The organism is Pyxidicoccus sp. M15 (genome assembly GCF_056858435.1).
On the sequence record NZ_CM166495.1, the window covers coordinates 736,536 to 758,897 of the forward strand.

Consider the following 22,362-nt stretch of genomic DNA (forward strand, 5'->3'; position numbering starts at 1 on the left):
TCACCCGGGCGCCGGGGCGGGTGCTCGCGGCATCCGCACGGTGAAGGTGGTGCCCTCGTCCGGCAGGGACGTCACGGCGATGGCGCCGCCGTGCGCGCGGACAATCTGGTCGACGATGTAGAGCCCCAGCCCCACGCTGCGGCTGCGCGCGTCGCTCTTGCCGCCGCGCTGCATCGGCTGGAAGAGGCGGGCCTGCACCTCGGCGGGGATGGGGGGGCCGGTGTTGTGCACCTCGAGCACCACGTCACGCGCCTCGCCCCGTGTCGTCACGCGCACCGGGCTGCCCGCGGGGCTGTACGCGAGCGCGTTGCCCAGCAGGTTGCCCACGAGCTGCGCGAGCCGGTCCCCGTCCCACGCGCCCTGGCCGTCTCCGTGCTGCTCCAGCAGCAGCTCGCGCTCGGGATGGGACACCTGGATTTCGTCCAGCACCTGCCGGGTGAAGGCATGGAAGTCCAGGGGCGCCGGCCGTGTGGGAATCCCGCCGCCCAGCCGGGCCTGGGTGAAGTCGAGCAAGTCTCGGATGAGCCGGTTGGCGCGCTCGGCGGAGGAGAGGATGCGGCCCAGCGGCTGGCGCAGCCGCTCGTCCAGGTCCGTGCGCCGCAGCTGCGTCGTGGTGGTCAGGATGATGGCGCTGATGGGGTTGCGCAAATCGTGCGAGACGATGCCGATGAGCTGCTGCTCGAACCCGGCGCGCTGACGCGCCTCCTGCTCCAGCTTCCGGCGCTGGGTGATGTCCCGGAAGAAGACGACGGAGGCGATGATGTTTCCCCGGGCGTCACGGGCCGGCCCGTAGTGCGCCTCCACCACGCCGTGGCTGCCGTCCCCGAAGACGTAGCTGAGCTCCTCGCCGTGCGCCTCCAGGCCGCGCAGGCCGCGGATGAGCGGGTAGTCCTCGGTGGCGATGGGCGTGCCGTCGGGCCGGAGGATGGGCCACTGGTGGTAGTCCGCGGGCAGGGTGGTGGTGTGGGCCGGGTGGCGGAGCTCGGCTTCGATGCGCTTGTTGGCGAGCACGACGCGGCCGGACGCATCCGCGATGGCCACCGCCATGGGAGCGTTCTCCAGCACCGCGCGCAGGCGGGCCCGCTCCTCCTCCACCTCGCGCCGGGCCCTCACCTGGGCCGTCACGTCCACCGCCTGGATGAAGATGCCGTCCACGGCCCTGTCCGGGGCGCGGGTGGGCTGGAAGACGAAGTTGAGGAAGCGGTCCTCCAGCTGCCCGGTGCCCGCGCGGTCCAGCCGGACGACGAGCTCGTCGGCGATGAAGGGCTCGCCGTTGGTGTACACGCGGTCCAGCACCTCGATGAAGCCCTGGGCCGCGACTTCGGGCAGCGCCTCGTGGACGGGCCGTCCCACCACGGCGCGGCCGACCAGCTGGAGGTACTCCGCATTGGCGTAGTCGTAGATGTGGCCCGGGCCCCGCAGCACGGCCATGGCGGCGGGGGCGTGCTCCATGAGGGCGTGCAGGTCCGCGCGGGTGCGCATGCTCCGCTGGAGCGCCAGCAGCTCACGGCGCTCCTGCTCGCCGCGCCGGGCGCGGCTCACCACGTCGGTCATGTCCTCCACCTGGTGGATGAGGTAGCGCACCTGGCCGTCCTCGGAGAGGACCGGGGTGTTGACGGGGCTCCAGTGCCGCTCCTCGAAGCCGCCCCCGGGCCGGGGGATGTCGTACTTCTGCAGGGCCATGACGTGCGGGGCCCGGGTGGCCCGTGCGTGCTCCAGGGAGGCGCGCAGGTTGCGGGTGCCGGTGGCCTGCGTGTCCTCCGGGTTGTCCGGGAACACTTCGAAGAGGCCCCGGCCGAGGACGTCCTCGCGGCGCGTCATCGTCGCGCGGAGGTAGGCATCCGTGACGGCGAGGATGGTGAAGGCCGCGTCCGGCGCGAGGACGAGGTAGAGGCCCGGGCTCTTCTCGAAGAGAAGCTGGAAGTCGGGGACGGGCACCGGGGCTCCGGAGGGACGCCTGCGTTGCTGGGAGGAGACAAGTCTACGCCAAGAGACTTGAACAGGATGGGTGGGTCCGCGCATGGTGCCGGGGTGAGCACCATTCCCCATCCCGACTTCACGGCCGCGCGCTTCGCCCAGTGTCCGGACGCGCGCTTCCAGCCGGCGCCCGCGGACGGCGTCCTGCCGGAGGGCTTCTTCTCCACCACCAACCTCCCCACCTACGTGCGCGTGGGCGGTGCCTGGCGCATGCCGCGCGAGCCTCGCATGGACTGCGCGCTCGTGCTGGACGCCCAGGGAGAGCTGTGGGCCCGCGAGGGCCGGCGCGTGCGCGCGGGCGAGCGCGTGGTGGTGGGCCACGCCGAGGACGGCAGCCAGGGCGTGTACGTGAACATGGCCTACCTCACCGAGGGCGGTGAGGGAGAGTTCAAGTTCATGACCAGCGAGGTGTCGCGCGAGAAGCCCATCGACTACGCGCACATGGCGCGGCTCCTGGTGGAGGAGCGCGAGCGGGGCGGCTACCCGGTGTGGGTGACGGGGCCGGCGCTGGTGCACTCGCGGGCGCGCGCGGACATGACGTGGTTCATCGCCAACGGCTTCGTGGGCGCGCTGCTGGCGGGCAACGCGGTGGCGGTGCACGACATCGAGGCGTCCATCTTCGGCACCACGCTGGGCATGAGCGGCTCGGGCGAGGCCACGTCCGGCGGCCATGGCCTGCACATGCGCGCCATCAACAAGGTGCGCGCGGCGGGCTCCATCGCGAAGGCGGTGGAGTCAGGGGTGATTACCAACGGCATCATGCACGCGTGCGTGGTGCACAAGGTGCCGTTCGTGCTGACGGGCTCCATCCGCGACGACGGGCCGCTGCCGGATGTCGTCACCGACAACCTGGCCGCGCAGGACGCCATGCGCCGTCACGCGGTGAAGGCCACCATGTCGGTGCTGATTGCCACCGCGCTGCACGCCATCGCCACCGGCAACATGCTGCCGGCCTTCGTGGTGGAGAAGGACGGCTCCCTGCGCGAGCTGCCCACCATCTGCGTGGACTCGTCCGAGTTCGTGGTGAGCAAGCTGAAGGACCGCGGCACGCACCAGGCCTTCGGCGTGGTGACGAACGCGCAGGACTTCATGCACATCCTGCGGCTGTACGTGGAGCGCGAGCTGGCGGCGCGGGGCACGGCGCCGAAGGCGGGCTGAGCGGGGCCTTCCGGGGTGGCGCCGCCAGGATGCGCGGCGCCCCCTTCCGGGGAGGGCCTACCGGGGGGACGCGGTGTGCGCCCTCGCGGCACGGCCCTCCGCGGACGGGAACCCAGGGCAGTCTTCAGTTGCAGGACTGCGCGCCCTGGGGCCTGCAGATGCCGTCCACGCACCAGCCGTTGGCGACGTAGCAGGCGCTCGTGTCCGTGCACGGCTCGCCCAGGCGCGCGATGGGGACGCACGTCGCGCTGTGGATGGAGCAGATGAAGCCGGGTGCGCAGGAGAAAATGAACCTCGATTCGCAGGCTTCTCCCTGGCGGGGAAGGGGCTGGCACGTGCCTCGCACTTCTTCCTGGGGCTTCGCGCCGGTGCAGTCCAGGCCGTCTTCGCACTCGGAGTCGTGGCGGCAGGAGGCGCCCACCGCGAGCTTCGGGCGACAGGTGCCGGCCTGTCCGTTGGCGCCATCGCAGAACAGCTCGGTGCGGCACTCCCAGATGCCGGAGCCCACAGTGCCGGGGGCCGTGCAGGCAGCGCCCTTGCCCTGGGGCTTCTCGCAGCGGCCGTCAAGGCAGACCAGGGACCAGCCACACTGCGGGCCCCCGGGGAAGTTGGCACACGCCTCTCCCTCGGTGCTCAGGCGCTTGCACGTGCCCGGGGTGGAGGCGTCCGGGGTGTCGCACCACAGGCCCCGGTCGCAGATGCCATGAATCACGCCGTCCGTGGTTCCGCAGGCAGCCCCCTGCTGGCCGGGAGTGAAGCACCGCGAGCTGGAGCCGAAGGGGAAGGTGCCCGGCGGGCAGGCGTCGAACGCGGTGACAGGCTCCGGGACGGCACCCCGCCTGCACACGCCGCCGCAGCTCGTGGCCGTGGCATCGCACCAGGCGCCGTCCTGGCACTCGGTGCTCCATTCGCAGGCCTCACCGTCCGCGACCTGGCCCAGGAGGAAGCGGCAGTGCGTGTCGTACTCGATGCCCCGGTACCGCATGATATGGGACATCGGGTCCGCGTCACAGCTCCCTTCCCGGAGAGCCTTCACGCACTGGCCGGCGACTTCCGCGTCGTAGCGGATGCGCCCCGCCGCGAGCGCCTCGTCGTACCGCGTCCCCAGTCCGACGACCAGGGCGAAGCCCCACGAAAGCTCCTTCTTCCGGCAGCGCGCCTTGTCCTCGATGCGCCCACAGCGCGCGGACCGCTCGCAGACGGCGTCGACGGCCTTCGCGTTGAAGTCCGCCCGCTCCACGGGCCCGTCGATGGGTGTCTCGTCGGCGCTCTCCGTCCCGCCACACGCCGCCAGTCCCACGCACATCACGGCCAAGACTGTCCGCCATTCGCGCAGCATGCGTCCCCCTCCCGGGTGTCCAGGGCCGGCTTGGGGCCCCGTTGCCCGGAAACCATACCTCCGCTCCCGCGCGTCCGGTTTGCGGTAGTTGCTCCGTGATGCTCATTGAAACGGAGCCAGCGGGGCCACCGGGGCGCTGTCACGGACGGTCCGCCGGGCCTCGCCGCGCAGTCTCTGCATCAGCACGTAGAGGCCGGGGATGAAGACGAAGTTCACCCCCGTGGACACGAGCATCCCGCCGAACACCGCCGTGCCCAGCGAGTTGCGCGACGCCGCGCCCGCGCCCGACGCCGTCATCAGCGGCACCACGCCGAGGAGGAAGGCAATCGACGTCATGAGGATGGGGCGCAGGCGCACCTCGGCCGCCACCACCACCGCGTCGACGGCGCTCCTGCCGCCCTCGCGCAGCTGCTCGGCGAACTCGACGATGAGGATGGCGTTCTTGCTGGCCAGGCCCACCAGCATGACCAGCCCCACCTGGCAGAACACGTCATTGGCATACCCGCGCAGGTACTGGAGGCCCAGCGCGCCCATGATGGCCAGCGGCACCGAGAGGATGATGACCAGCGGCAGGGTGAAGCTCTCGTACTGCGCCGCGAGCACCAGGAAGACGAAGAGCAGGCCCAGGCCGAAGATGACCATCGTCTGGCCGCCGCTCTGCTTCTGCTCCAGGCTGATGCCCGTCCACTCCGTGCTCATGCCCTGGGGCAGGTGCTGCGCGGCGAGGGCCTCCATCGCCTCCATCGCCTGACCGGAGGACACGCCCGGCGCCGCCTGGCCGTTGATTTCCACCGAGCGGAAGAGGTTGTAGTGGCGGATGACCTGCGCGGACACCGTGGGCTCCACCTTCACCAGCGACTCCAGCGGAATCATGTCCCCGCTGTCGCTGCGCACGTAGAAGGCGCCGATGTCGCGCGGGCTGTCGCGGAACTGCTGCTCGGCCTGCACATAGACGCGGTACGCGCGGTTCGCGTAGTTGAAGTCGTTGACGTACTGGCTGCCCATGTAGACCTGCATGGTGCCGAAAATCTGCTCGATGGGAACACCGAGCGCCTTGGCCTTCTGCCGGTCCACCTCCACGTCCAGCAGCGGCGTGTCGGCGTTGAAGCCGGTGAAGACGCCGCGCAGCCGGCTGTCTTCGTTGCCCCGAGCCACGAGCAGCTGCACGGCGGAGGCGAGCTGGTCCAGTGAGCTGGTGCCGGCGGTGTCCTCGACGACGAACTGGAAGCCGCCCACGCTGCCCACGCCGCGGATGGCCGGAGGCTGGAAGGGCACCACCCGCGCCCCGCCGATGCGGCTGAGCGGCGCGCGCAGGCGCTCCACCAGCGCGGCCACCGACTGGTCCTTCCCCCGCCGCTCCTCCCAGGGCTTCAGCGCTGCGAAGATGTTGGCCATGTTGGGGCCCGTGCCCTGGGGGGAGAAGCCGCCGTTGGCGAAGATGACGCGCACCTCCGGCTGCTCCTTCAGCACCGCCTCCACCTCCGCCATCACCTTCTCCGTCTGGGCGAGCGACATGCCCTCCGGCCCCTGCACGGAGATGATGAGGTAGCCCTGGTCCTCGTCGGGGATGAAGCCCGTGGGCGTCACCTTGAACAGCACCACCGTGGCGCCGATGCACAGCAGGAACGCGCCGAGGATGATGGCCGGGCGCTTCAGCAGCCTGCGCAGGCCGCGGCCGTACATGACCCGCGTCGCATCCAGTGCCCGGTCCATCCAGCGGAAGAACACCCACTTCTCACCCTGCTGGTGCTTGAGCATCCGCGCGGACAGCGCGGGCGTGAGCGTCAGGGCGCAGAAGGTGGAGAGCGCCACCGAGGCGGCGATGGTGAGCGCGAACTGGCGGTAGATGGCGCCGGTGGTGCCGGGGAAGAGGGCCACCGGGACGAACACCGCCACCAGCACGATGGAGATGGCGATGACCGCGCCGGACACCTCCTTCATGCCCTCGCGCGCGGCCTGCACGGGCGACAGGTGCCGCTCCACCATCAGCCGCTCGATGTTCTCGATGACGACGATGGCGTCGTCCACCACCAGACCCGTGGCCAGCGTGAGGCCGAAGAGGGTGAGGGTGTTGATGGAGAAGCCCATCAGCTGGACGAAGGCGAAGGTGCCCACCAGTGAGACGGGCAGGGTGAAGGCGGTGATGAGCACGCTGCGCCAGCCGTGCAGGAACAGGAAGATGACGAGGATGACGAGCGCAATCGCCTCCACCAGCGACCGGAGCACCTCGTGGATGGTGGCACGTACGGCGAGCGTGGTGTCCGTGCCCGTCTGGAACGTCATGCCTGGGGGAAACTGCTGGGAGAGCTTCGCGAGCTCCGCGTAGACACCGTCACGCACGTCGAGCGCATTGGCGGTGGGCAGCTGGAAGATGGCGAGGCCGACAGCCGCCTTGCCGCCGAAGCGCAGCAGGGAGCTGTAGTTCTCCGCGCCCATCTCCACGCGGCCCACGTCCTTCACGCGCACGCTCTTGCCGTCGTTCTGCCGCATGAGGACGATGTCGCCGAACTCGTCCGGCTCCACGAGCCGGCCCCGTGCCCGCACCGCGAGCTGGTAGGGCTGGTCCTCGTTGGACGGCGGCTGGCCCACCGCGCCCGCGGCCACCTGGAGGTTCTGCTCCTGGAGGGCGCGCGTCACGTCCTGCGGGGTGAGCTTGCGGCGAGCGAGCTCCGTGGGGTCCAGCCACAGGCGCATGGAGAACTTGCGCTCGCCGAAGATGCGCACCTCGCCCACGCCGCGCACGCGCTTGATGGCGTCCTTGAGATTCACGTCGGCGTAGTTGCTGAGGAACTTCGCGTCGTAGCGCTCGTCCGGGCTGAAGAGCGCCACCGACATCAGAATCTGGCTGGAGGCCTTGTTGATGACGATGCCGGACTGGTTCACCTGCGCGGGCAGGCGGGCGGATGCGCGGCTGACGCGGTTCTGCACGTCCACCGCCGCCACCTCGATGTCGCGCGAGGCCTCGAAGGTGATGATGATGGTGCTGCTGCCGTCGTTGCTGCTGGTGGAGGTGATGTAGCGCATGCCCTCCACGCCGTTGAGCTCCTGCTCCAGCGGAATGGTGACGGCGCTCTCCACCACCTCGGCGCTGGCGCCCACGTAGTTGCTGGTGACTGTCACCTGAGGCGGGGCCAGGTCCGGGTACTGGGCGATGGGTAGCGAGGGAATCGCAACGACGCCCATCAGCGTGAGCAGGATGGAGCAGACGATGGCGAAGACGGGCCGGCGGATGAAGAAGTCGACGAACATGGGCTCTGGCTCTCCGCTCAGCGGCTGCTTCCGACGGGGGCGCCACCCGCCGAGGCCTCGGCGCGCGGCGCGGACTTCACCTTCACGGGCATGCCGTCACGGAGCGCCTGCATGGAGGAGACGGCGACGAGGTCTCCCGCCTCCAGCCCCTTTTCCACGACGTACGCCAGCTCGCCCAGCGCGCCGAGGGTGATGGGGCGGCGCTCCACGGCTGTCTTGCCGTCCTTCTCGTGCACCACCAGCGCGAAGGGCTGGCCACTCTGGCGCACCACCGCGAGCGCCGGAATCTGCAGGGCATCCCGCACGGAGTAGACCAGGCGGGCGCGCACCATCTCGTTGGGACGCAGGCCCCCCGTGTTGCGGAAGGCGGCCTTCACTTCCACCAGCTGGGTGCGCGGGTCGGCCTGCGGTGCGATGAAGAAGAGGGTGCTGGTGAGCAGCACCTTGCCCTTCGCGTCGAGCAGCTCCACCGCCGTGTCGGGCTTGAGCGAGCGGGCGCGGGAAGAGGGCACCGACACGCTCACCTCGAGCACGTCCGCCTGCGCCACGCTGGTCAGCACCGTGGTGGCGCTCACGAAGTCACCCAGCCGCACCAGCACGTCACCCACGGTGCCGGCGAAGGGCGCGCGCACCACGTTGAACTGCAGCTGCACCTGGCGCTGCGTCACCTGCGCGGCGGAGGAGCGCGACACGGCGTCGGCGGCGTCCACCTGGGCGCGGGCGGCCTCCAGCTCCTGTGCGCTCGCGAGGCCCTCCTTGTTGAGCGCCTCCGTGCGGGCCAGGGTGCGGCGGGCCAGTTCCAGGTTGACCTTGGTGGAGCTGAGCTGGGCCTGGGCGCTGTCGAGCGCGGCCGTGTCCTGGCGTGCGTCCACTTCCACCAGGGGTGCACCGGCCTCCACCTGCTGGCCGGGCTTCACGTGGATGCGGCGCACGTAGCCAGCCACCTGCGGCAGCACCGTGACGCTCTGCCGCGACAGCAGCGAGCCCAGGTACTCGCCGGTGTCCCGCACCTCGCGCGGGGCCAGCGACACCACGTCGATTTCGCGAGGTGGCGGCGCGGCCGGGGCTGCCTTCTGCTCCGAGCAGCCTGCTACCGCGACCAGCACCGCCACAGTCCACACCGTCTTCATCAGCGTCTCCAGGGGGCGCACCCGCTTCATCCGTTGCACCGGGCTTCCGCACACCGTCTTCATCCGTGCCTCCAGCGGCGCATTCGTCTCACCCGTTGCATCGGGCTTTCGCAGGTCGTCTTCATCCGCGCCTTCATGCGGCGCATTCGTCTCGCCGGTCGCATCGGGCCTCCGCAGGTCGGCTTCATCCGCGCTTCCAGCGGCGCATTCGTCTCACCCGTCGCATCGGGCTTTCGCAGGTCGGCTTCATCCGCGCCTTCAAGGGGCACCGCCGGCTCACCAGTCACACCGGGCCTCCGTCAGGAATGCGTCCAGGCGTGCCTGGACGCTCTCGAACTCGCGCAGCACCAACGTCAGCTCCGCCTGGCGCAGGGCCGCCGCGCTCTGCACCAGCTCGAGGCTGCTGCCGCGGCCCACTTCGAATGCACGACGGGTCAGCCGGTCGGTCCGCTCCGCGAGGTCTCTCGACTCGCTCGCCGTCTTCACCAGGGCCTCGGCCACCTCGACGCCGCGTCGGGCTCGGGCCACTTCCAGCTCCACGTCGCGGCGTGCGCTCTCCAGCGCGGCGGCCGCCTGCGACTCCACGCCCGCCCGCTCATGCACCAGCCCCTCGCGCCCGCCGCCTTCCCAGAGGGGCACCGAGAGCACGGCGGCGATATTCCAGGTCGCGAAGCGGCCGAAGCCCGGGTCCGTGGTGAGGCCGTAGAGGGTGCTGGAGACGCCCAGCGTGGGCAGGTAGCCCGCGGACGCCTGACGCGTGCTCTCCCTCGCGGACTCCACCTGCGCCCTCGCCGCCACCAGGTCCGGCCGCGAGTCCAGGCCATCCAGGGCGGAGCATTCCTTGCGCGTCTGGTCCACCAGTCCCTGCAGGTTGAAGGACGGGTCCACGCCCATCGCCTGGCCGAAGCCGAGCGCGAAGCCCAGGGCCTCACGCGCCTGACGCAGTTGCTCGTCACCGGCGACGAGCGCGCCGCGTGCCACCGCCACATCCTGGTTCACGCGCACCACGTCCAGTTGGTTGCCCGCGCCCAGCTCGAAGCTGCGCTGGGTGAGCGACGAGCGCTCCAGCGCCTGACGCAGGTTCACGCGGTTGATTTCCGCCGCGCGCTCGGCGGCCACCGTCGCCACCAACGTGCGCGCCACTCCCAGCGTCAGGCGGCGGCGCACATCTTGGAGGCTCGCCACCGTGCTCTTCTCCGCCGCCCGGGCCGACGCCAATCCACGCCACGCGCTCAAGTCCACCACCGACTGCGTCAGCGTCGCGGAGACAGTGGCGGCGGGCGTGGTGGGCGTGCGGCCCTCACCGGCGACCCCTGGATTCACGCCAGAGGCCAGGTCCGGATTGAGCAGGTCATGCGCCACGCCGGCCTGGGCGCGCGCGTTGGGCAGCACTGAGGACAGTGCCTGACGCCAGCGGCCACTGGCGCGCTCCACGCCGGCCTCCGCGCCGCGCAGGTCCGTGGAGCGCTCACGCACGAGCGCGAGCGCCTCGTCCCACGTCTTCACCCGCCGCGGGGCCGGAGGCACGGGGGTGAGCATCGCGTCCTCGACCTTCGGCTGGACGGCGGCCGGGGAGCGGTCGGAGGAGGCGGGCTCGGACTGCACCGAGGTGACCGCGAGCGCCAGGAGGAGGAGGGGAGGGGAGGCCATATGCCGGACGCGGAGGAAGGAAGGCGGTGACCGCGCGGAGCCACCGCGCACGCACCCCGAGGAGGCGTTGAGCCCCCTCCGGGTGCAGGGGCGCTTCACGCATCCCAAGGGAGCACCGAGCCCCCTCCGGACGCGGAAACGTGAGACGCGGCTTTTAGCTGCGGGGGGCCGCCGGCTTGAAGACCGAGGCCTCGATGGGCGCGTCGTAGTGGGCGCTCTGGATGACCTTCTCGCCCTTCTTGCCGTCGGCCTCCCACTGCACGCGGTGGCTCAGCTTGATGCCGTCCACGTCGCGGAAGTCGGAGAAGGTGGCCGTCTTGTTGTACGCCTTGCCCTCGTGCGTTCCGGTGGAGGTGCGGCGCACCTCCAGGAACGACTGCTGGTCGATGAAGCGGACCTCCGTGTTGCCACCCCGGGTGAGGACCAGCCTGTACGCGGGCGCGCCGTTCACCTGCTCCACGCCGTCCAGCTTCAGCGCCACGCCCTGGGCCTTCGGCTCCACGAGGGCGTCATCGAAGGCCGCGTACTCGGCCATCGTCGCGCTCTTCTCCTTGTCCAGCCGCTGCGGCGCCGCCGAGCCCTCCACCATCCACCCCTGCTGGCCGTCGAACACCTTGCTCGTCCGCGTGCCGTTCTTCTCCATGTCGTAGCGCACGAGGTTGGGACGCGCGCGCTGCATGGTGGACGTGGTGACGGTGTCGCCGTCGCGGGAGATGCTGGTGACCTGGAAGGACTTCACGGCCTTGAGCCGCTCCTTGCCGCCCACGGCCTTCAGGTGCTTGTCGACGAGCGCCTGGAGCGACAGCTGGCCCTGGTGGCACTCGGCGCCCTCGCCGGCGGCGGCGATGGCGGGAGCGAACGTCAGACCGAGAGCGAGGAACGAGGAAACGAGGGACTTGCGCAGCATGGGGTGTGCCTCCGGGTAACGGGGTTGCGGGAGACACAGTGCCCCTGCGAGGGGCGCGGCGCTGGAGTGTTCAGCCGGTGGGGACGGGCGTGCGGCGAACGGGCCCCCTCATGCGGCGAACGGGCTTCAGCGCAGGTGCTGGAATTTCTCGCGGTGGCTGCGGGCCACGCGCAGCTCGGCGCCGCCGGTGAGCACCACGACGAGGTCCCTGCGGCCTTCGTTGCGCAGCTCGCGGATGCGCCGCGAGTTGACGATGGCCGAGCGGTGGATGCGCATGAAGCGCTCCGGGTCCAGGCGCGCCTCCAGGCTCTGCATCGTCTCGCGGTGGAGGTACGCCTTGCCGCCCGCGTGAATCTGCACGTAGTAGTCGGCGGCCTCGATGTATTCGATTTCGTCCACGTCGAGGAACACCACGCGCCCCGTATCGCGGATGGCGAGCCGGTGCACCCACGGCTCCGGCGCGGCGGCGGGCGCGGGCGCGGGGCCCGGAGGCGGCGTGACTTCCCTGTCACCGTAGGTGGAGAGCACGGACAGGAGCCGCTGGCTCAAGTCGGACATGCGCGCCTGGCGAATCTGCACCTTGGCGCGGCCCACGGCGTCGTGGAAGCGGTCGTCCCGGAAGGGCTTGAGCAGGTAGTCGAGCGCGTGGATGTCGAAGGCGCGCAGGGCGTAGCGGTCGTACGCGGTGACGAAGATGACGGCGGGGACCTCGCCGGGGCCGAGGTGGGCGAGCACCTCGAAGCCGTTGAGCTCGGGCATCTGCACGTCGAGCAGGACGAGGTCGGGCCGCTGCTCACGGATGAGGCGCACGGCTTCCGGGCCGTTGCCGGCCTCGCCCACCACGCTGACCTCCGGGTCCGTGGCGAGCAGCAGGCGCAGGCCCTCGCGCGCCAGGGGCTCGTCATCCACGACGAGCGTGCGGATGCTGGCGGGCACGTTCATGACACGCTCACCTCCGCCACGGCGGACTGGAAGGGCAATTCCAGGCGGGCACGCACGCCGCCGGTGGGACGGTTCTCCAGCGTGAAGGCGTGGTGGTCTCCGTAGAGCTGGTGCATGCGGGCGCGCACGTTGGCCACGCCGATGCAGCCGTCATGGGTGTCCCAGCCGGGCGCGAGCCCGGGCCCGTCGTCGAGCACCTCCAGCACCAGCCGCGCTCCCTCGCGCGAGGCGCGCAGCTCCACGCGTCCGGCGCCGGAGCGGGCGGAGAGGCCGTGCTTGATGGCGTTCTCCACCAGCGGCTGGAGGATGAGGCTGGGCACGAGCGCGCCGAGCGTGGCGGGGTCGATGGCGCGGACCACCTGGAGCCGGTCCTGGAAGCGGGTCTGCTCGATGTCGAGGTAGCGCTCCAGGAAGTCGAGGTCCTCGTGGAGGGGGACGTGCTGCCGGCCGGTGTTGTTGAGGGCCATGCGCAGCAATTCGCTCACGCCGGTGAGCATGCGGATGGAGCCGGCGGTGTCCTGCTTGCGCACGAGGACGGAGATGGCGTTGAGCGTGTTGAAGAGGAAGTGCGGGTGGAGCTGGGCGCGAAGGGCGTCGAGCTGGGCGTGGACCAGGCGCGTCTCGAGCTGGGACTGGGCCAGCTCTCCCTCGCGATAGCGGCGGTGGTACTCGACGGCGTAGCCGACGGAGAGGATGCCGCTGTAGATGAGCAGGTCCGTGATGGCGTGCTTGCTCAGCATCATCGGCAGGATTTGAGGGAGGGGATTGTCGACGTACCACTGCTCCCCACAGGCCTTGGAGACGGTGTGGACGAGGACCACGTGTGGGAGCATGAGCGAGAAGAGCGTGGACACGTGGACCGGGAGGCTTCGGGTCCAGCCGCCACGCTCCAGCCGCCAGCGCCGTCCCATCCAGAGGATGAGCGGGGTGGCGAAGGCCCAGTACTCCCAGGCCGGGAGAATCATCATCAAGGCCCGGCTGAAGGGATAGGTGGGGTCCTTGGCCTGGGCGTAGATGTAGTTCTGGCTCGCGGCGATGATGCCCGGCACGGCCCAGATGAGCATGAGCGACGGCAGGCGGCGCGCCAGTTGGAGCAGCGCGGCCGGCGCGGGCGCGGAGGACACCGGCCGCGGCGTCACGGCGGAGGACGGCAGGGCGGGAGAGGTGGTTTCCACGGCGGCCTGATTCTACGCCCGCGCCACGGTCCCTTCCGAGCCGGTGCAGCCAAAAGGCTCCGGCGTGCAGCGAACTGGCTGCCAGTAAAGGGGGCAGGCATCTCACGCGAACTGCTCGCTGGCATGGAGGTGCCGACCTAAGGGGGCTCCGGACAACCCAAGGAGTTCTCCTGGGGGAATCAATCCACAGGACTGTTCGGATGTTCAGGTTTGCGGTAGTGTGTGTCAGAGCCATAGGACACGCTCTTCGACCAGGGATCCGAAGCTTTGCGCAGAGGGTCGGGGGGTACGATGAGGCAGCGTCCGATGGCAGTGGGGGAAACGGCGCGGTGGTTGGAAGAGCGTTTCTCGCTCAGGGGATTGCGCCCACATCAAGCGGAAGTCGTTCAGGCTCTGCTCGAAGGGAATCGCGTGCTGTTCGTGGCTCCGACCGGACACGGTAAGTCGCTCTGCTATCAGGCGTTGGCAGCCCACCCTTCGAGAAGAGGCGTGGTGCTCGTCTTCCAGCCCCTGATTGCGTTGATGCAGGAGCAGGTCGAGCGGGCGAAGGCTCAGGGGCTTAGAGCGGCAGTGGTGAACAGCCAGCAGACTTCCGAGGAACAGGACGAGGTGCTCCGGTCTGTTGCGAGCGGAGAACTCGACATCCTTTTCTTATCTCCGGAGAGACAGGGCAATCACTTGTGGCTCGAGCATGTCTCGGACATGGAGATCAAGGGTGTCGTTGTCGACGAGGCCCATTGCATCAGCCAGTGGGGACACGACTTCCGTCCTTGGTACCGCAGGCTCGTCGGCACCATCATGGGCCTTGGACAGCGAACTCCGGTGCTCGCTGTGACTGCGACTGCACCCGCCCATGTCGTTGAGGACATCAGAGAGCAGATTGCCTTGGAGGACCGCGAAGTCCGAGTCATCCGAATGGCCTCCCACCGCGAAAATCTCGCTTGCTCTGTATGGCAGGTGGTGGGGCTGGCTGAGAGGCTTGCTGCGTTGCTGCACCTCTCGCGTCACCAATCGGGAATGCCGGGCATTGCGTACCTGCTGACCACGGCGGAAACCGAAATGGCTGCGGACTTTCTCTGCAGGCAGGGAGTTCCAGCCGTTGCCTATCATGGCCAGCTCGATGCCCAGGAGCGTTCCGAACGCCTTCGCAGTTGGCAGGACGGAGAGGTTGATGTGGTCTGTGCGACGTCCGCCCTCGGGATGGGCGTGGATCGCCAGGACGTACGCTGGGTCTCCCATCTGGGGCTGCCAGACAGCTTGATTCGGTATGTCCAGGAGATTGGCAGGGCGGGACGTGACGGCCAACAGGCCCGAGTCATCGCCGTTCATGACCCGGAGTGCCACGACGTCTACGAAGGACTGCTGCGCTCCAGTCAGCCAGAGCCCCAGGAGTACGAGCGGGTCGCGGCGGAGCTGCGAAAAGGGCCTGCCAAGCGGACGCAGATCATTGAGGAACTCGACATGCCGGAAGCAATGGCTCAGCGGATCCTGGACGACCTAGTCTCGGCGAAGCTGTGTACGCGCGAGGGGGAACCGGCCGAGTATACATGGAGCGGGGGGCGGCGCTCCCCCGTCCCCGAAAATGCGGCCAAGGCCATCGAGGTTCGCCGAGCCTTCCTTGATACCGCCCTGGCTTATCCTGAGGTTTCAGGGTGTCGCGCCGTCGTCTTGGCCAAGGCCATGGGGGATGCGGCGCTTCCTGCCCGTTGCGGTATCTGCGACAGGTGTGTTCGTGAGTCGCTTCCAGACCTGGGGCGTGAGGCACTTCTTGCGCGCGACTACCTGGACTTCTTCACCCCCGTTCTCAAGAAGGGGAGAAGGGGCTCCGCTACACTGCATGAAGGGGGTCGGGCCCTGTCCTTCTACGGCATGGGGGCGCTCGGCACGGCCATTCGCCAAGCGAAGTACTCGCGAGCCCCCGCGCCCGTCAGTGTGCTGACCCGGGCGCTGGAAGTGCTGCAGGATGAGCAAGGGCCCTACGCTGGTCTTCGATTCGATGCCGTCGTGTGCCTGCCTTCCACGCGGTCAGGCCCCTTCGTTCCTGGCTTCGCATCCGCGCTGGCCAAGCAACTCCGTATTCCCGCGATTGTCCTGGAGAAAACCCGGCAGACGGAGGAACAGAAAAAGTATCGTTCGCGCCACCGTAAACAGCAGAATGTCCGCGGCGCTTTTCGCCTGCCTGATTGGATGGGGCCGCTCGGTCATGTGCTGCTGGTGGATGACGTCTGGGACAGTGGAGCGTCGATGTTGGAGGCTGCTGGGGTCCTGCGCCCCACGCGAGTTCACGTCCTGACCATGGCCCGTACCCGGCATATCGACGACGCATGAGTGCCGCGCCTCTCAGACGCGAATCAGCCTACTGGCTGACGCTGGCTTTCAAGCTGGAGCGAGAACCTCGCCGCAGCATCAACGGGCTCGTCCTGACGGCAGATCGTCGCCTGAAGATGGGCCTGTCGACGCTAGTGAAGCTAGAGCCAGAGACCTTGCCCGTACCCTTGCAGCGCTACAAGGAGGTCCATCAGCACCTTCTGGACGCGGACGGGAAGGTATCCGCACAGGCTTTTGTCGTGGATCGGCTGATGGAGGAGGGTATCGCCCTGGTGCCCATCACCATGGGCAAATACCCGGCTCACCTTGCGCGCACATTGGGGCCAGACAAGGCGCCAACCCTTCTTTCCGTCGCTGGAGACGCATCTCTTCTCCGGGAGCAGGGAGTGGCGGTGAGTGGCAGTCGGGATGCAGGACCGGAGGGGCTCGCCTTCGCACGTGCGATGGGACGTGCGCTCGCTGAGGCCGGCTGCGTCCTGGTATCCGGGCTGGCGCGGGGGTGTGACAGGGAGGCGCTGGAAGGCGCGCTCGAGGCGGGGGGGCGCGTGATTGGTGTGGCGCCCGAGGGAATCCTGCACAGTAGTTCCCGCAACAGACCGGAGGTAGAAGCTGGCCGGCTCGCTGTGGTCAGTGAGTTCGCTCCGAACGACAAATGGGCCGTGGGCAGAGCCATGGCCCGTAACAAAACCATCGCGGGCTTCAGTCGCGCACTCGTCGTCGCGGACTGCATCGCGGAAGGGGGCACAACAGACCAGGTTGAGGTGACGCGCTTGCTGGGGCTGCCTGTATTCATACGGCGAGGACGCGGGGAAGGCGCGCTCGTCGCGGAGTTGGTGCGGCGCAGCGATGTTACGCCTCTGTCGTGGGATGAGGGCTCCGTGCAATTGCCCGCAGTGCTTGGCGCCAAGCCACAAACTGCGGGAGTCCGCTGTGACATCCGCTTGCAGCAGGAGCGACTGGTCGTCCATGTGGAGGGTTCTCGCCGCGCGACGCTCGATGAAATCGTGAGTGCTATCCGCGAGGCTTGGCCCAGGGAGTACTCGTCCTCCACCGTCGCGCCTCCTGGCATGTTCGCCGCCGAGCCTGCCCCAACACTAGGGGCGAGTAGTGTGTCGGTCGACCCGATGCTCGCGCAGCTCGAAGCTTCCGACGGTGACCAGAATGCGAAGGTGAAGGGCGCTTCGTCCGAGAGCACGTCTACCCAAGTCGTGACATCCACGGTGCAAGAGGAACGAGCTGTCGCGGTCACCGGGAAACGGGACAAGGTCCAGGTCGTCGAGAGCCTCTTGCGCTCCTTACGAGACGCAGGAGCCTCTGGCTGTACCATCAAGGAGCTGGAGATGGTCTCGGGTTGCTCGGACAAGGTGGTGCGTCGACATCTTGTGGCTCTGGAGGGACAGGGTGTTGTCGTGCCAAGGCGCAAGCCTTTGCCGTACCGCTTCTTTCTCAAAGAGCATGTGCCAGCAGAGTCGTCAGCGGTCTCCGATGAATCAACATCGAAGGCTGCGTCGCTTCAGGAAGAGACTCAGTTGGGCCTTGTTTTCGATGAGCAGGGCGCGAAGCCTTCTTCCGTGAAATCGGAAGTGAGCGTGGAAGGCTTGCCTGATGGCGCAAATGAGCACTCGCTGTAGGTGCTTCGAATAGCCGGTCATCTCGACGCCAGCCGGCCCTGGGTGTCGATGAAGAACGCGCCGTCACCCGCGACGACCTGCACGCCCTGACGCCCTTCCTCGATGATGCGTACCGCCCCGGCGACGCTCCAGGCGCGCTCGGTGCCCAGCTCCAGCACGCGCCCGTCCGCGGTGCCCGCGTATCGTGAGGTCAGCACCGTGTACGTGGTGTCCGGGGGCAGCACCTTCGCGAGCAGGTCCAGGCGCTCCGCGTACTCGGCGGCGCTCGCCTCATCGGCGGGCGGGAGGGCCTGCCAGCTCACGTCGAGCACGGGCTCCAGGTTGAAGGCGGAGTCGAGCGAGACGATGCCCGCGTCGGTGGCGGCGAAGAGCTGCTCACCGGCGACCTCCAGCGCGAGGCACGTGGTGCCCGGCAGTCCCTCCTCCGTGCCGAGCACGCGCACCGGCGCTCCGTCCGGGGTGAGCACCTCCAGGCCCTCGGTGGTGCAGGCGACGAGGTGGCCCGCGAAGGGCTGCGTCGCGTACACGGCGCCGGGCTGCGTGGCGGGAGAGGAGAGGGCGACGGCGGCTACGAGGGAGAGGGCGGAGAGCATCACGCCCGTCCCTCATTGCGAACCCCGGGCCAGCGCACCGTCCCAGGGAGGACGCGGGGATGCGGACCCTACGGCGTCGCGGGTGTGCGCCCCAGGCCACACAGGTGCGGCCGGGCGCCAGCGGTGACGGTCCGCGTCACCGGCTCATCCAGGACGCAGGTGCAGCCCGCACGGAATGAGGTGCCCCCGGCGACCGGCAGCCGCGGAAGGAAGCTTCATTCCGCGAGTCCCCCCGCCCGGAGGTGGGGTGGTGCGGAAGGAAGCTTCATTCCGTCCGCGAGTCCTTCGCCCGAAGGAGCGGGGAAGGAAGCTTCATTCCGCGAGTCCCCCCGCCTGGAGGTGGGGTGGGACGGAAGGAAGCTTCATTCCACGAGTCTCCCGCGCCCCGAATCAGAACGACTCTTCCGGCACGTCCATCAGGTCCAGCGTCCCCGCCTCCACCATGCGCGCGGCGTGCGCCAGGCCGGGGAGCACCTCGTGGCAGTACCAGCGCGCGCTGGCGAGCTTGCCCGCGTAGAAGGCCCTGTCACCGGGGTTGCTCTTCATCCGCTCCAGCGCCACCTGCGCGTGCCGCACCAGCAGCCAGCCGATGACCAGCTCCGCCACGGACATCAGCACGCGGTTGCCCTGGAGGCCCACGTGGTAGAGCGACTCGCCCAGCTTCCCCATCAGCGTGCCGAGCATCGTCTCCAGGTCCCCCAGCGCCCGGCCCAGCGCCGCACGCTCGGCCTCCAATTCCTTGCCGCCCCCGTCGCCCTCGGCCGTTTCGCGCACCTGCGCCAGCAGCCCCTGCAGCGTCGCCCCGCCGTCTTTCGCCACCTTGCGCATCAGCAAATCGAGCGCCTGGATGTGCGTGGTGCCCTCGTAGAGCGTGTCGATCTTCTGGTCCCGGATGTACTGCTCCACCGGGTAGTCCGTCAGGAAGCCCGAGCCGCCGTGCACCTGGAGCGACAGCGCCAGCATCTCGTACGCCTTCTCCGAGCAGTAGCCCTTCACCAGCGGCAGCAGCATGTCGTTGAGCGCGTCCACCTCACCGGCCTCGGTGGCGCGGTGGCCGCCCTTCAACTCCACGCCGTCCTGGATGGAGGCGGTGAAGAGGCACAGCGCGCGCATCCCTTCCGCGTGCGCCTTCTGCGCCATCAGCATGCGGCGCACGTCCGGGTGGCGGAAGATGGGCACGCGCGGCGCCTTCTTGTCCCGCGCCTGCATCAGGTCCGCGCCCTGGAGCCGGTCCTTCGCGAAGGCCAGCGCGCGCTCGTAGCCCGCGGACAGCGTGGCCATGGACTTCACGCCCACCGCCATGCGCGCCTGCTCGATGATGTAGAACATCTGCCGCATGCCGTCGTGGACCTCGCCCAGCAGCAGGCCGCGCGCGGGCTTCCCGTCGCCGAACGTCAGCTCGCACGTGACGGAGCCCTTGAGCCCCATCTTCTTCTCCAGCTTGGTGCACACCACGCCGTTGAGCTCGCCCAGGCGGCCGTCCTCCTCCACCCAGTACTTGGGCACCACGAACAGCGACAGCCCCTTGGTGCCCGGGCCCGCGCCCTCCGGCCGCGCCAGCACCATGTGCAGGATGTTCTCGGACATGTCCGAGTCACCGTTGGTGATGAAGCGCTTCACGCCTTCAATCTCCCAGACCTCGCCGCCCACGTGACGCGCCTTCGTGCGCGCGGCGCCCACGTCGCTGCCGGCGTCCGGCTCGGTGAGCACCATGCTGCCCTGCCAGCGGCGCTCCAGCATCAGCGGCAGGAAGCGGCGCTTCTGCGCGTCCGTCCCCAGCCGGTCGATGATGCGCGCCAGCAGGTTGCCCAGCGTGTAGAAGGCCAGCGCCGCGTTGGCGCCCGCCAGCAGCTCGAAGGCGGCCCAGCCCAGCGACGGCGGCGCGCCCAGGCCGCCCAGGTGCGGCGGCTGCTCCAGCAGGTGCATGCCCGCCTCGTAGAACGCGCCCATCGCGTTCTTCAGGCCCGGCGGCAGCGTCACCTTGCCGCCCTCCAGCTTCGGCGGGTTGTGCTCCGACTCGTCGAACGACGCCGCCAGCTCCCCCGTGCACAGCTGGGCGAAGGTCTGGAGCATCTGCCGCGCCGCCGTCTCGTCCAGGTCGCCAAACGGAGCCCGGCCGAGCGACGTGCGCCCGATGTCCAGGAACTCGAAGAGGTTGAACTCGATGTCGCGCAGGTTGGGGACGTAGTGGCTCGCGGAAGTCATGCCGCGAAGCTAGCCGAGGTTGATTCGAGAGTCAGTCCTCGGGACAGAGTCGTTATTCACTCCTGGTGAAATCCAATTGTGGACACGAGTGAAGTCTGCTTAACCTCAAAAAGCCGCCATTCACGGCGGCGAAAAGGGGCCACTCATGACTCGTCATCCTGTCGTGTCCGTCTTCCGTTCGTTGGCAGTGCTGTTCGTGGTGGGTGCGCCGTTGATGGCGTCCGCGCAGGTCTGTGACGACAACGCGCGCGCGGCGTATCAGAACGCGGTGAACGCGGGCGCGTCCGAGTCGCAGCTGGAGGCGCAGTTCGGCCATTGTCGCGGCACGGTGACGCAGGGCGTGGTGGCGACGAGCACCAACTTCAACATCTTCTACGAGAAGATGAACAGCTGCGGCCTGCACCCGCAGCAGCGGCGGCCGGCGTGTGACGTCGAAATCCGCCAGAACTTCGGCTACGGCGCCTTCCCCGCGGGCAGCAACGAGTTCGTGCGGTTCTGCTTCGACTGCGACCTCAACGGCGTCTTCGAGTACAGCGTGCTGGGCAGTGTGCACGTGACGAACAACACCTCGGTGCAGGGGCCGTCCTGGTACCACTCGGTCAACGCGGTGGCGGCCAACACGCCGGTCACGTGCGCGTGGAACAGCGGCCGCACCATCCGCGTGCGCGCCATCCTGTCGTGGGCCGCCCAGCCGGCGACCTGCACGTCCAAGCCCATCTGGGGCAACTGGATTGACTTCCAGGCCCGCCTGGACCCGTGAGCCTCGCGCTGACCTGATGCCCTGACGCACGAAGGGCCTCCGGGGTGTGTTCCCCGGAGGCCCTCGGTGTCTACAGGTGACTCGCGCTCAGGAGCCCTTGAGCTGCAGCGTGGGCACCGCGCCCTCGCCGAGCACCAGGTGCACCTGGCCGACCTTGGAGGCCAGGTCCTTGTACGCCTCCAGCTCCTTGAGGCGCACCAGCAGCGGGTTCTCCGCCAGCACCTTCGCCGTCTGCGCCATGGAGCGCGTCGCGGCCGTCTCCTCGCGGCGGAGGATGACGTTGGCCTCCGCCTCCTTCTGCGCCTGGATGACCCGGTTGAGCAGCTCCTTCATCTCACCCGGCAGCACCACGTCCTTGATGCCGAAGCGCAAGAGCTCCAGGCCCACCGTGTCCGCGCGGTCCTTCACGTCGACGAAGAGGGACTCGGCCACCGCCTCACGGGAGGCGAGCAGCTCGTCCAGCGTGCGCACCGCCACGGCCTCGCGCGCCGCCAGCTGCATGGCGAGGTAGAGGACGTCATCCGGCGAGCGGGCCACCACGGCGAGCCGGCGCGCGTCCGCCACGCGGAAGGCCGCGGAGAGGTTGAGGCGCAGGCTGACGCGGTCCTTCGTCATCACCTCCTGGCCCGTGACGTGGAGCAGGCGCTCACGCAGGTCGATGACCGCGAGGGACACCTTGCGCGCCACCGTCCACGCCGCGTGACGGCCGGCGGGCAGCACCGCGTCCAGGGAGCCGTCCACGTAGCGCAGCACGACGCTGCCCTCCGCGGCGATGGCCTCCACGTAGTCGCTCGCGGGCACGAGCGCGCGCACGTCGTCGCGCAGCGGGGCCGTGGCGACGCCGGACGTGTCCACGCGCTCCACGCGCACGGCGGGCGAGCCGGGCACCAGGGCGCGGCCGGGGATGCGCTCCACCGTCCACACCTGGTGCTGACCGCGGCCGAGCCACTTCACGGGGCGGCCCTTGTGGAAGAGGACGGCGCGCTCGTCGGCGCCGAGCTCCACCACCTGGAGGTCCGCCTCCGGCACGAGGGCCAGGAGCGACGTGTCGAGGTTGGCGAGGGGCTGCTCCGTGCTCACGCGCACCAGCCGCACCTTGCGCCACGGGTAGACCAGCCAGTACCGGCCGGGCACGAGGTAGCGCGTCGGCAGCTCGTCCACGAGGACGAACGCCCGCTCGTTCTGCCCGACATCCACACGCATGATGCTCATCGCGCACCTCCCTTCTCCCCGCTGACGGGGAGCCTGATGACCGGAACCCAAGATTGCGCGCCTCGAGCGCGCGGGTCCCGGGTACGACTGAAAAGTGAGAGCCCCG

General features: G+C 69.2%; 15 protein-coding genes. 4 read left to right on the forward strand and 11 right to left on the reverse strand.

Annotated elements, in window-relative coordinates; translation table 11 throughout:
- Nucleotides 1–1,938: a PAS domain-containing sensor histidine kinase gene (locus ACX9TP_RS02935; protein WP_482978170.1), complete on the reverse strand. Its 1,938-nt coding sequence runs from the start codon at nucleotides 1,936–1,938 to the stop codon at nucleotides 1–3.
- 93 nt (nucleotides 1,939–2,031) lie between these two features.
- Between ACX9TP_RS02935 and ACX9TP_RS02940 the strand changes: the two genes are divergently transcribed.
- Nucleotides 2,032–3,135 carry a putative NPN-dependent ornithine cyclodeaminase gene (locus tag ACX9TP_RS02940; protein WP_482978171.1) on the forward strand — a complete coding sequence of 368 codons (1,104 nt, stop codon included), beginning with the start codon at nucleotides 2,032–2,034 and terminating at the stop codon, nucleotides 3,133–3,135.
- A gap of 124 nt (nucleotides 3,136–3,259) precedes the next feature.
- Here ACX9TP_RS02940 and ACX9TP_RS02945 read toward each other — a convergent pair whose 3' ends face one another.
- The 7 genes from ACX9TP_RS02945 to ACX9TP_RS02975 all read right to left on the reverse strand — a co-directional run bounded on the left by ACX9TP_RS02945 (nucleotide 3,260) and on the right by ACX9TP_RS02975 (nucleotide 13,527).
- On the reverse strand, nucleotides 3,260–4,474 hold the full coding sequence (locus ACX9TP_RS02945; RefSeq protein WP_482978172.1) for a hypothetical protein: 1,215 nt from the start codon (nucleotides 4,472–4,474) through the stop codon (nucleotides 3,260–3,262).
- Between the two features lie 102 nt (nucleotides 4,475–4,576).
- Nucleotides 4,577–7,723 carry an efflux RND transporter permease subunit gene (locus ACX9TP_RS02950; RefSeq protein WP_482978173.1) on the reverse strand — a complete coding sequence of 1,049 codons (3,147 nt, stop codon included), beginning with the start codon at nucleotides 7,721–7,723 and terminating at the stop codon, nucleotides 4,577–4,579.
- Between the two features lie 17 nt (nucleotides 7,724–7,740).
- Nucleotides 7,741–8,853, reverse strand: a complete 1,113-nt coding sequence (locus ACX9TP_RS02955) for an efflux RND transporter periplasmic adaptor subunit (protein ID WP_482982357.1) — start codon at nucleotides 8,851–8,853, stop codon at nucleotides 7,741–7,743.
- 276 nt (nucleotides 8,854–9,129) lie between these two features.
- The gene (locus ACX9TP_RS02960) at nucleotides 9,130–10,503 is read right to left on the reverse strand and encodes a TolC family protein (protein WP_482978174.1); all 1,374 of its coding nucleotides are present in this window, start codon (nucleotides 10,501–10,503) and stop codon (nucleotides 9,130–9,132) included.
- A 154-nt stretch (nucleotides 10,504–10,657) separates the two neighbouring features.
- Entirely contained in the window at nucleotides 10,658–11,410 is a 753-nt protein-coding gene (locus ACX9TP_RS02965; RefSeq protein ID WP_482978175.1) for a hypothetical protein, read from the reverse strand.
- 126 nt (nucleotides 11,411–11,536) lie between these two features.
- Complete coding sequence (locus tag ACX9TP_RS02970; protein WP_482978176.1) at nucleotides 11,537–12,352, reverse strand: LytR/AlgR family response regulator transcription factor; 816 nt, start codon at nucleotides 12,350–12,352, stop codon at nucleotides 11,537–11,539.
- A complete protein-coding gene (locus ACX9TP_RS02975) occupies nucleotides 12,349–13,527 on the reverse strand; it encodes a sensor histidine kinase (RefSeq protein ID WP_482978177.1) in 1,179 nt (392 codons plus the stop codon). The genes ACX9TP_RS02970 and ACX9TP_RS02975 overlap by 4 nt, the downstream gene beginning before the upstream one ends.
- A 306-nt stretch (nucleotides 13,528–13,833) precedes the next feature.
- On the opposite strand from ACX9TP_RS02975, the gene ACX9TP_RS02980 reads away from it, so the two are divergent.
- Together ACX9TP_RS02980 and ACX9TP_RS02985 are read left to right on the forward strand one after the other, a co-directional pair.
- Nucleotides 13,834–15,855 carry a RecQ family ATP-dependent DNA helicase gene (locus tag ACX9TP_RS02980; protein WP_482978178.1) on the forward strand — a complete coding sequence of 674 codons (2,022 nt, stop codon included), beginning with the start codon at nucleotides 13,834–13,836 and terminating at the stop codon, nucleotides 15,853–15,855.
- Nucleotides 15,852–17,486, forward strand: coding sequence for a DNA-processing protein DprA (locus tag ACX9TP_RS02985; RefSeq protein ID WP_482978179.1), 1,635 nt, complete (start codon nucleotides 15,852–15,854; stop codon nucleotides 17,484–17,486). The genes ACX9TP_RS02980 and ACX9TP_RS02985 overlap by 4 nt, the downstream gene beginning before the upstream one ends.
- Nucleotides 17,487–17,503: 17 nt before the next feature.
- Here the strand turns inward: ACX9TP_RS02985 and ACX9TP_RS02990 are convergent, their stop codons facing one another.
- Nucleotides 17,504–18,082 carry a hypothetical protein gene (locus ACX9TP_RS02990; RefSeq protein ID WP_482978180.1) on the reverse strand — a complete coding sequence of 193 codons (579 nt, stop codon included), beginning with the start codon at nucleotides 18,080–18,082 and terminating at the stop codon, nucleotides 17,504–17,506.
- Nucleotides 18,083–18,469: 387 nt separating this feature from the next.
- Complete coding sequence (locus ACX9TP_RS02995; RefSeq protein ID WP_482978181.1) at nucleotides 18,470–20,284, reverse strand: acyl-CoA dehydrogenase; 1,815 nt, start codon at nucleotides 20,282–20,284, stop codon at nucleotides 18,470–18,472.
- Nucleotides 20,285–20,429: 145 nt separating this feature from the next.
- Here ACX9TP_RS02995 and ACX9TP_RS03000 point away from each other — a divergent pair, with 145 nt between their 5' ends.
- Complete coding sequence (locus tag ACX9TP_RS03000; protein WP_482978182.1) at nucleotides 20,430–21,044, forward strand: hypothetical protein; 615 nt, start codon at nucleotides 20,430–20,432, stop codon at nucleotides 21,042–21,044.
- Nucleotides 21,045–21,131: 87 nt separating this feature from the next.
- Here the strand turns inward: ACX9TP_RS03000 and ACX9TP_RS03005 are convergent, their stop codons facing one another.
- A complete protein-coding gene (locus tag ACX9TP_RS03005) occupies nucleotides 21,132–22,256 on the reverse strand; it encodes a slipin family protein (protein ID WP_482978183.1) in 1,125 nt (374 codons plus the stop codon).
- Nucleotides 22,257–22,362: the final 106 nt, after the last annotated feature.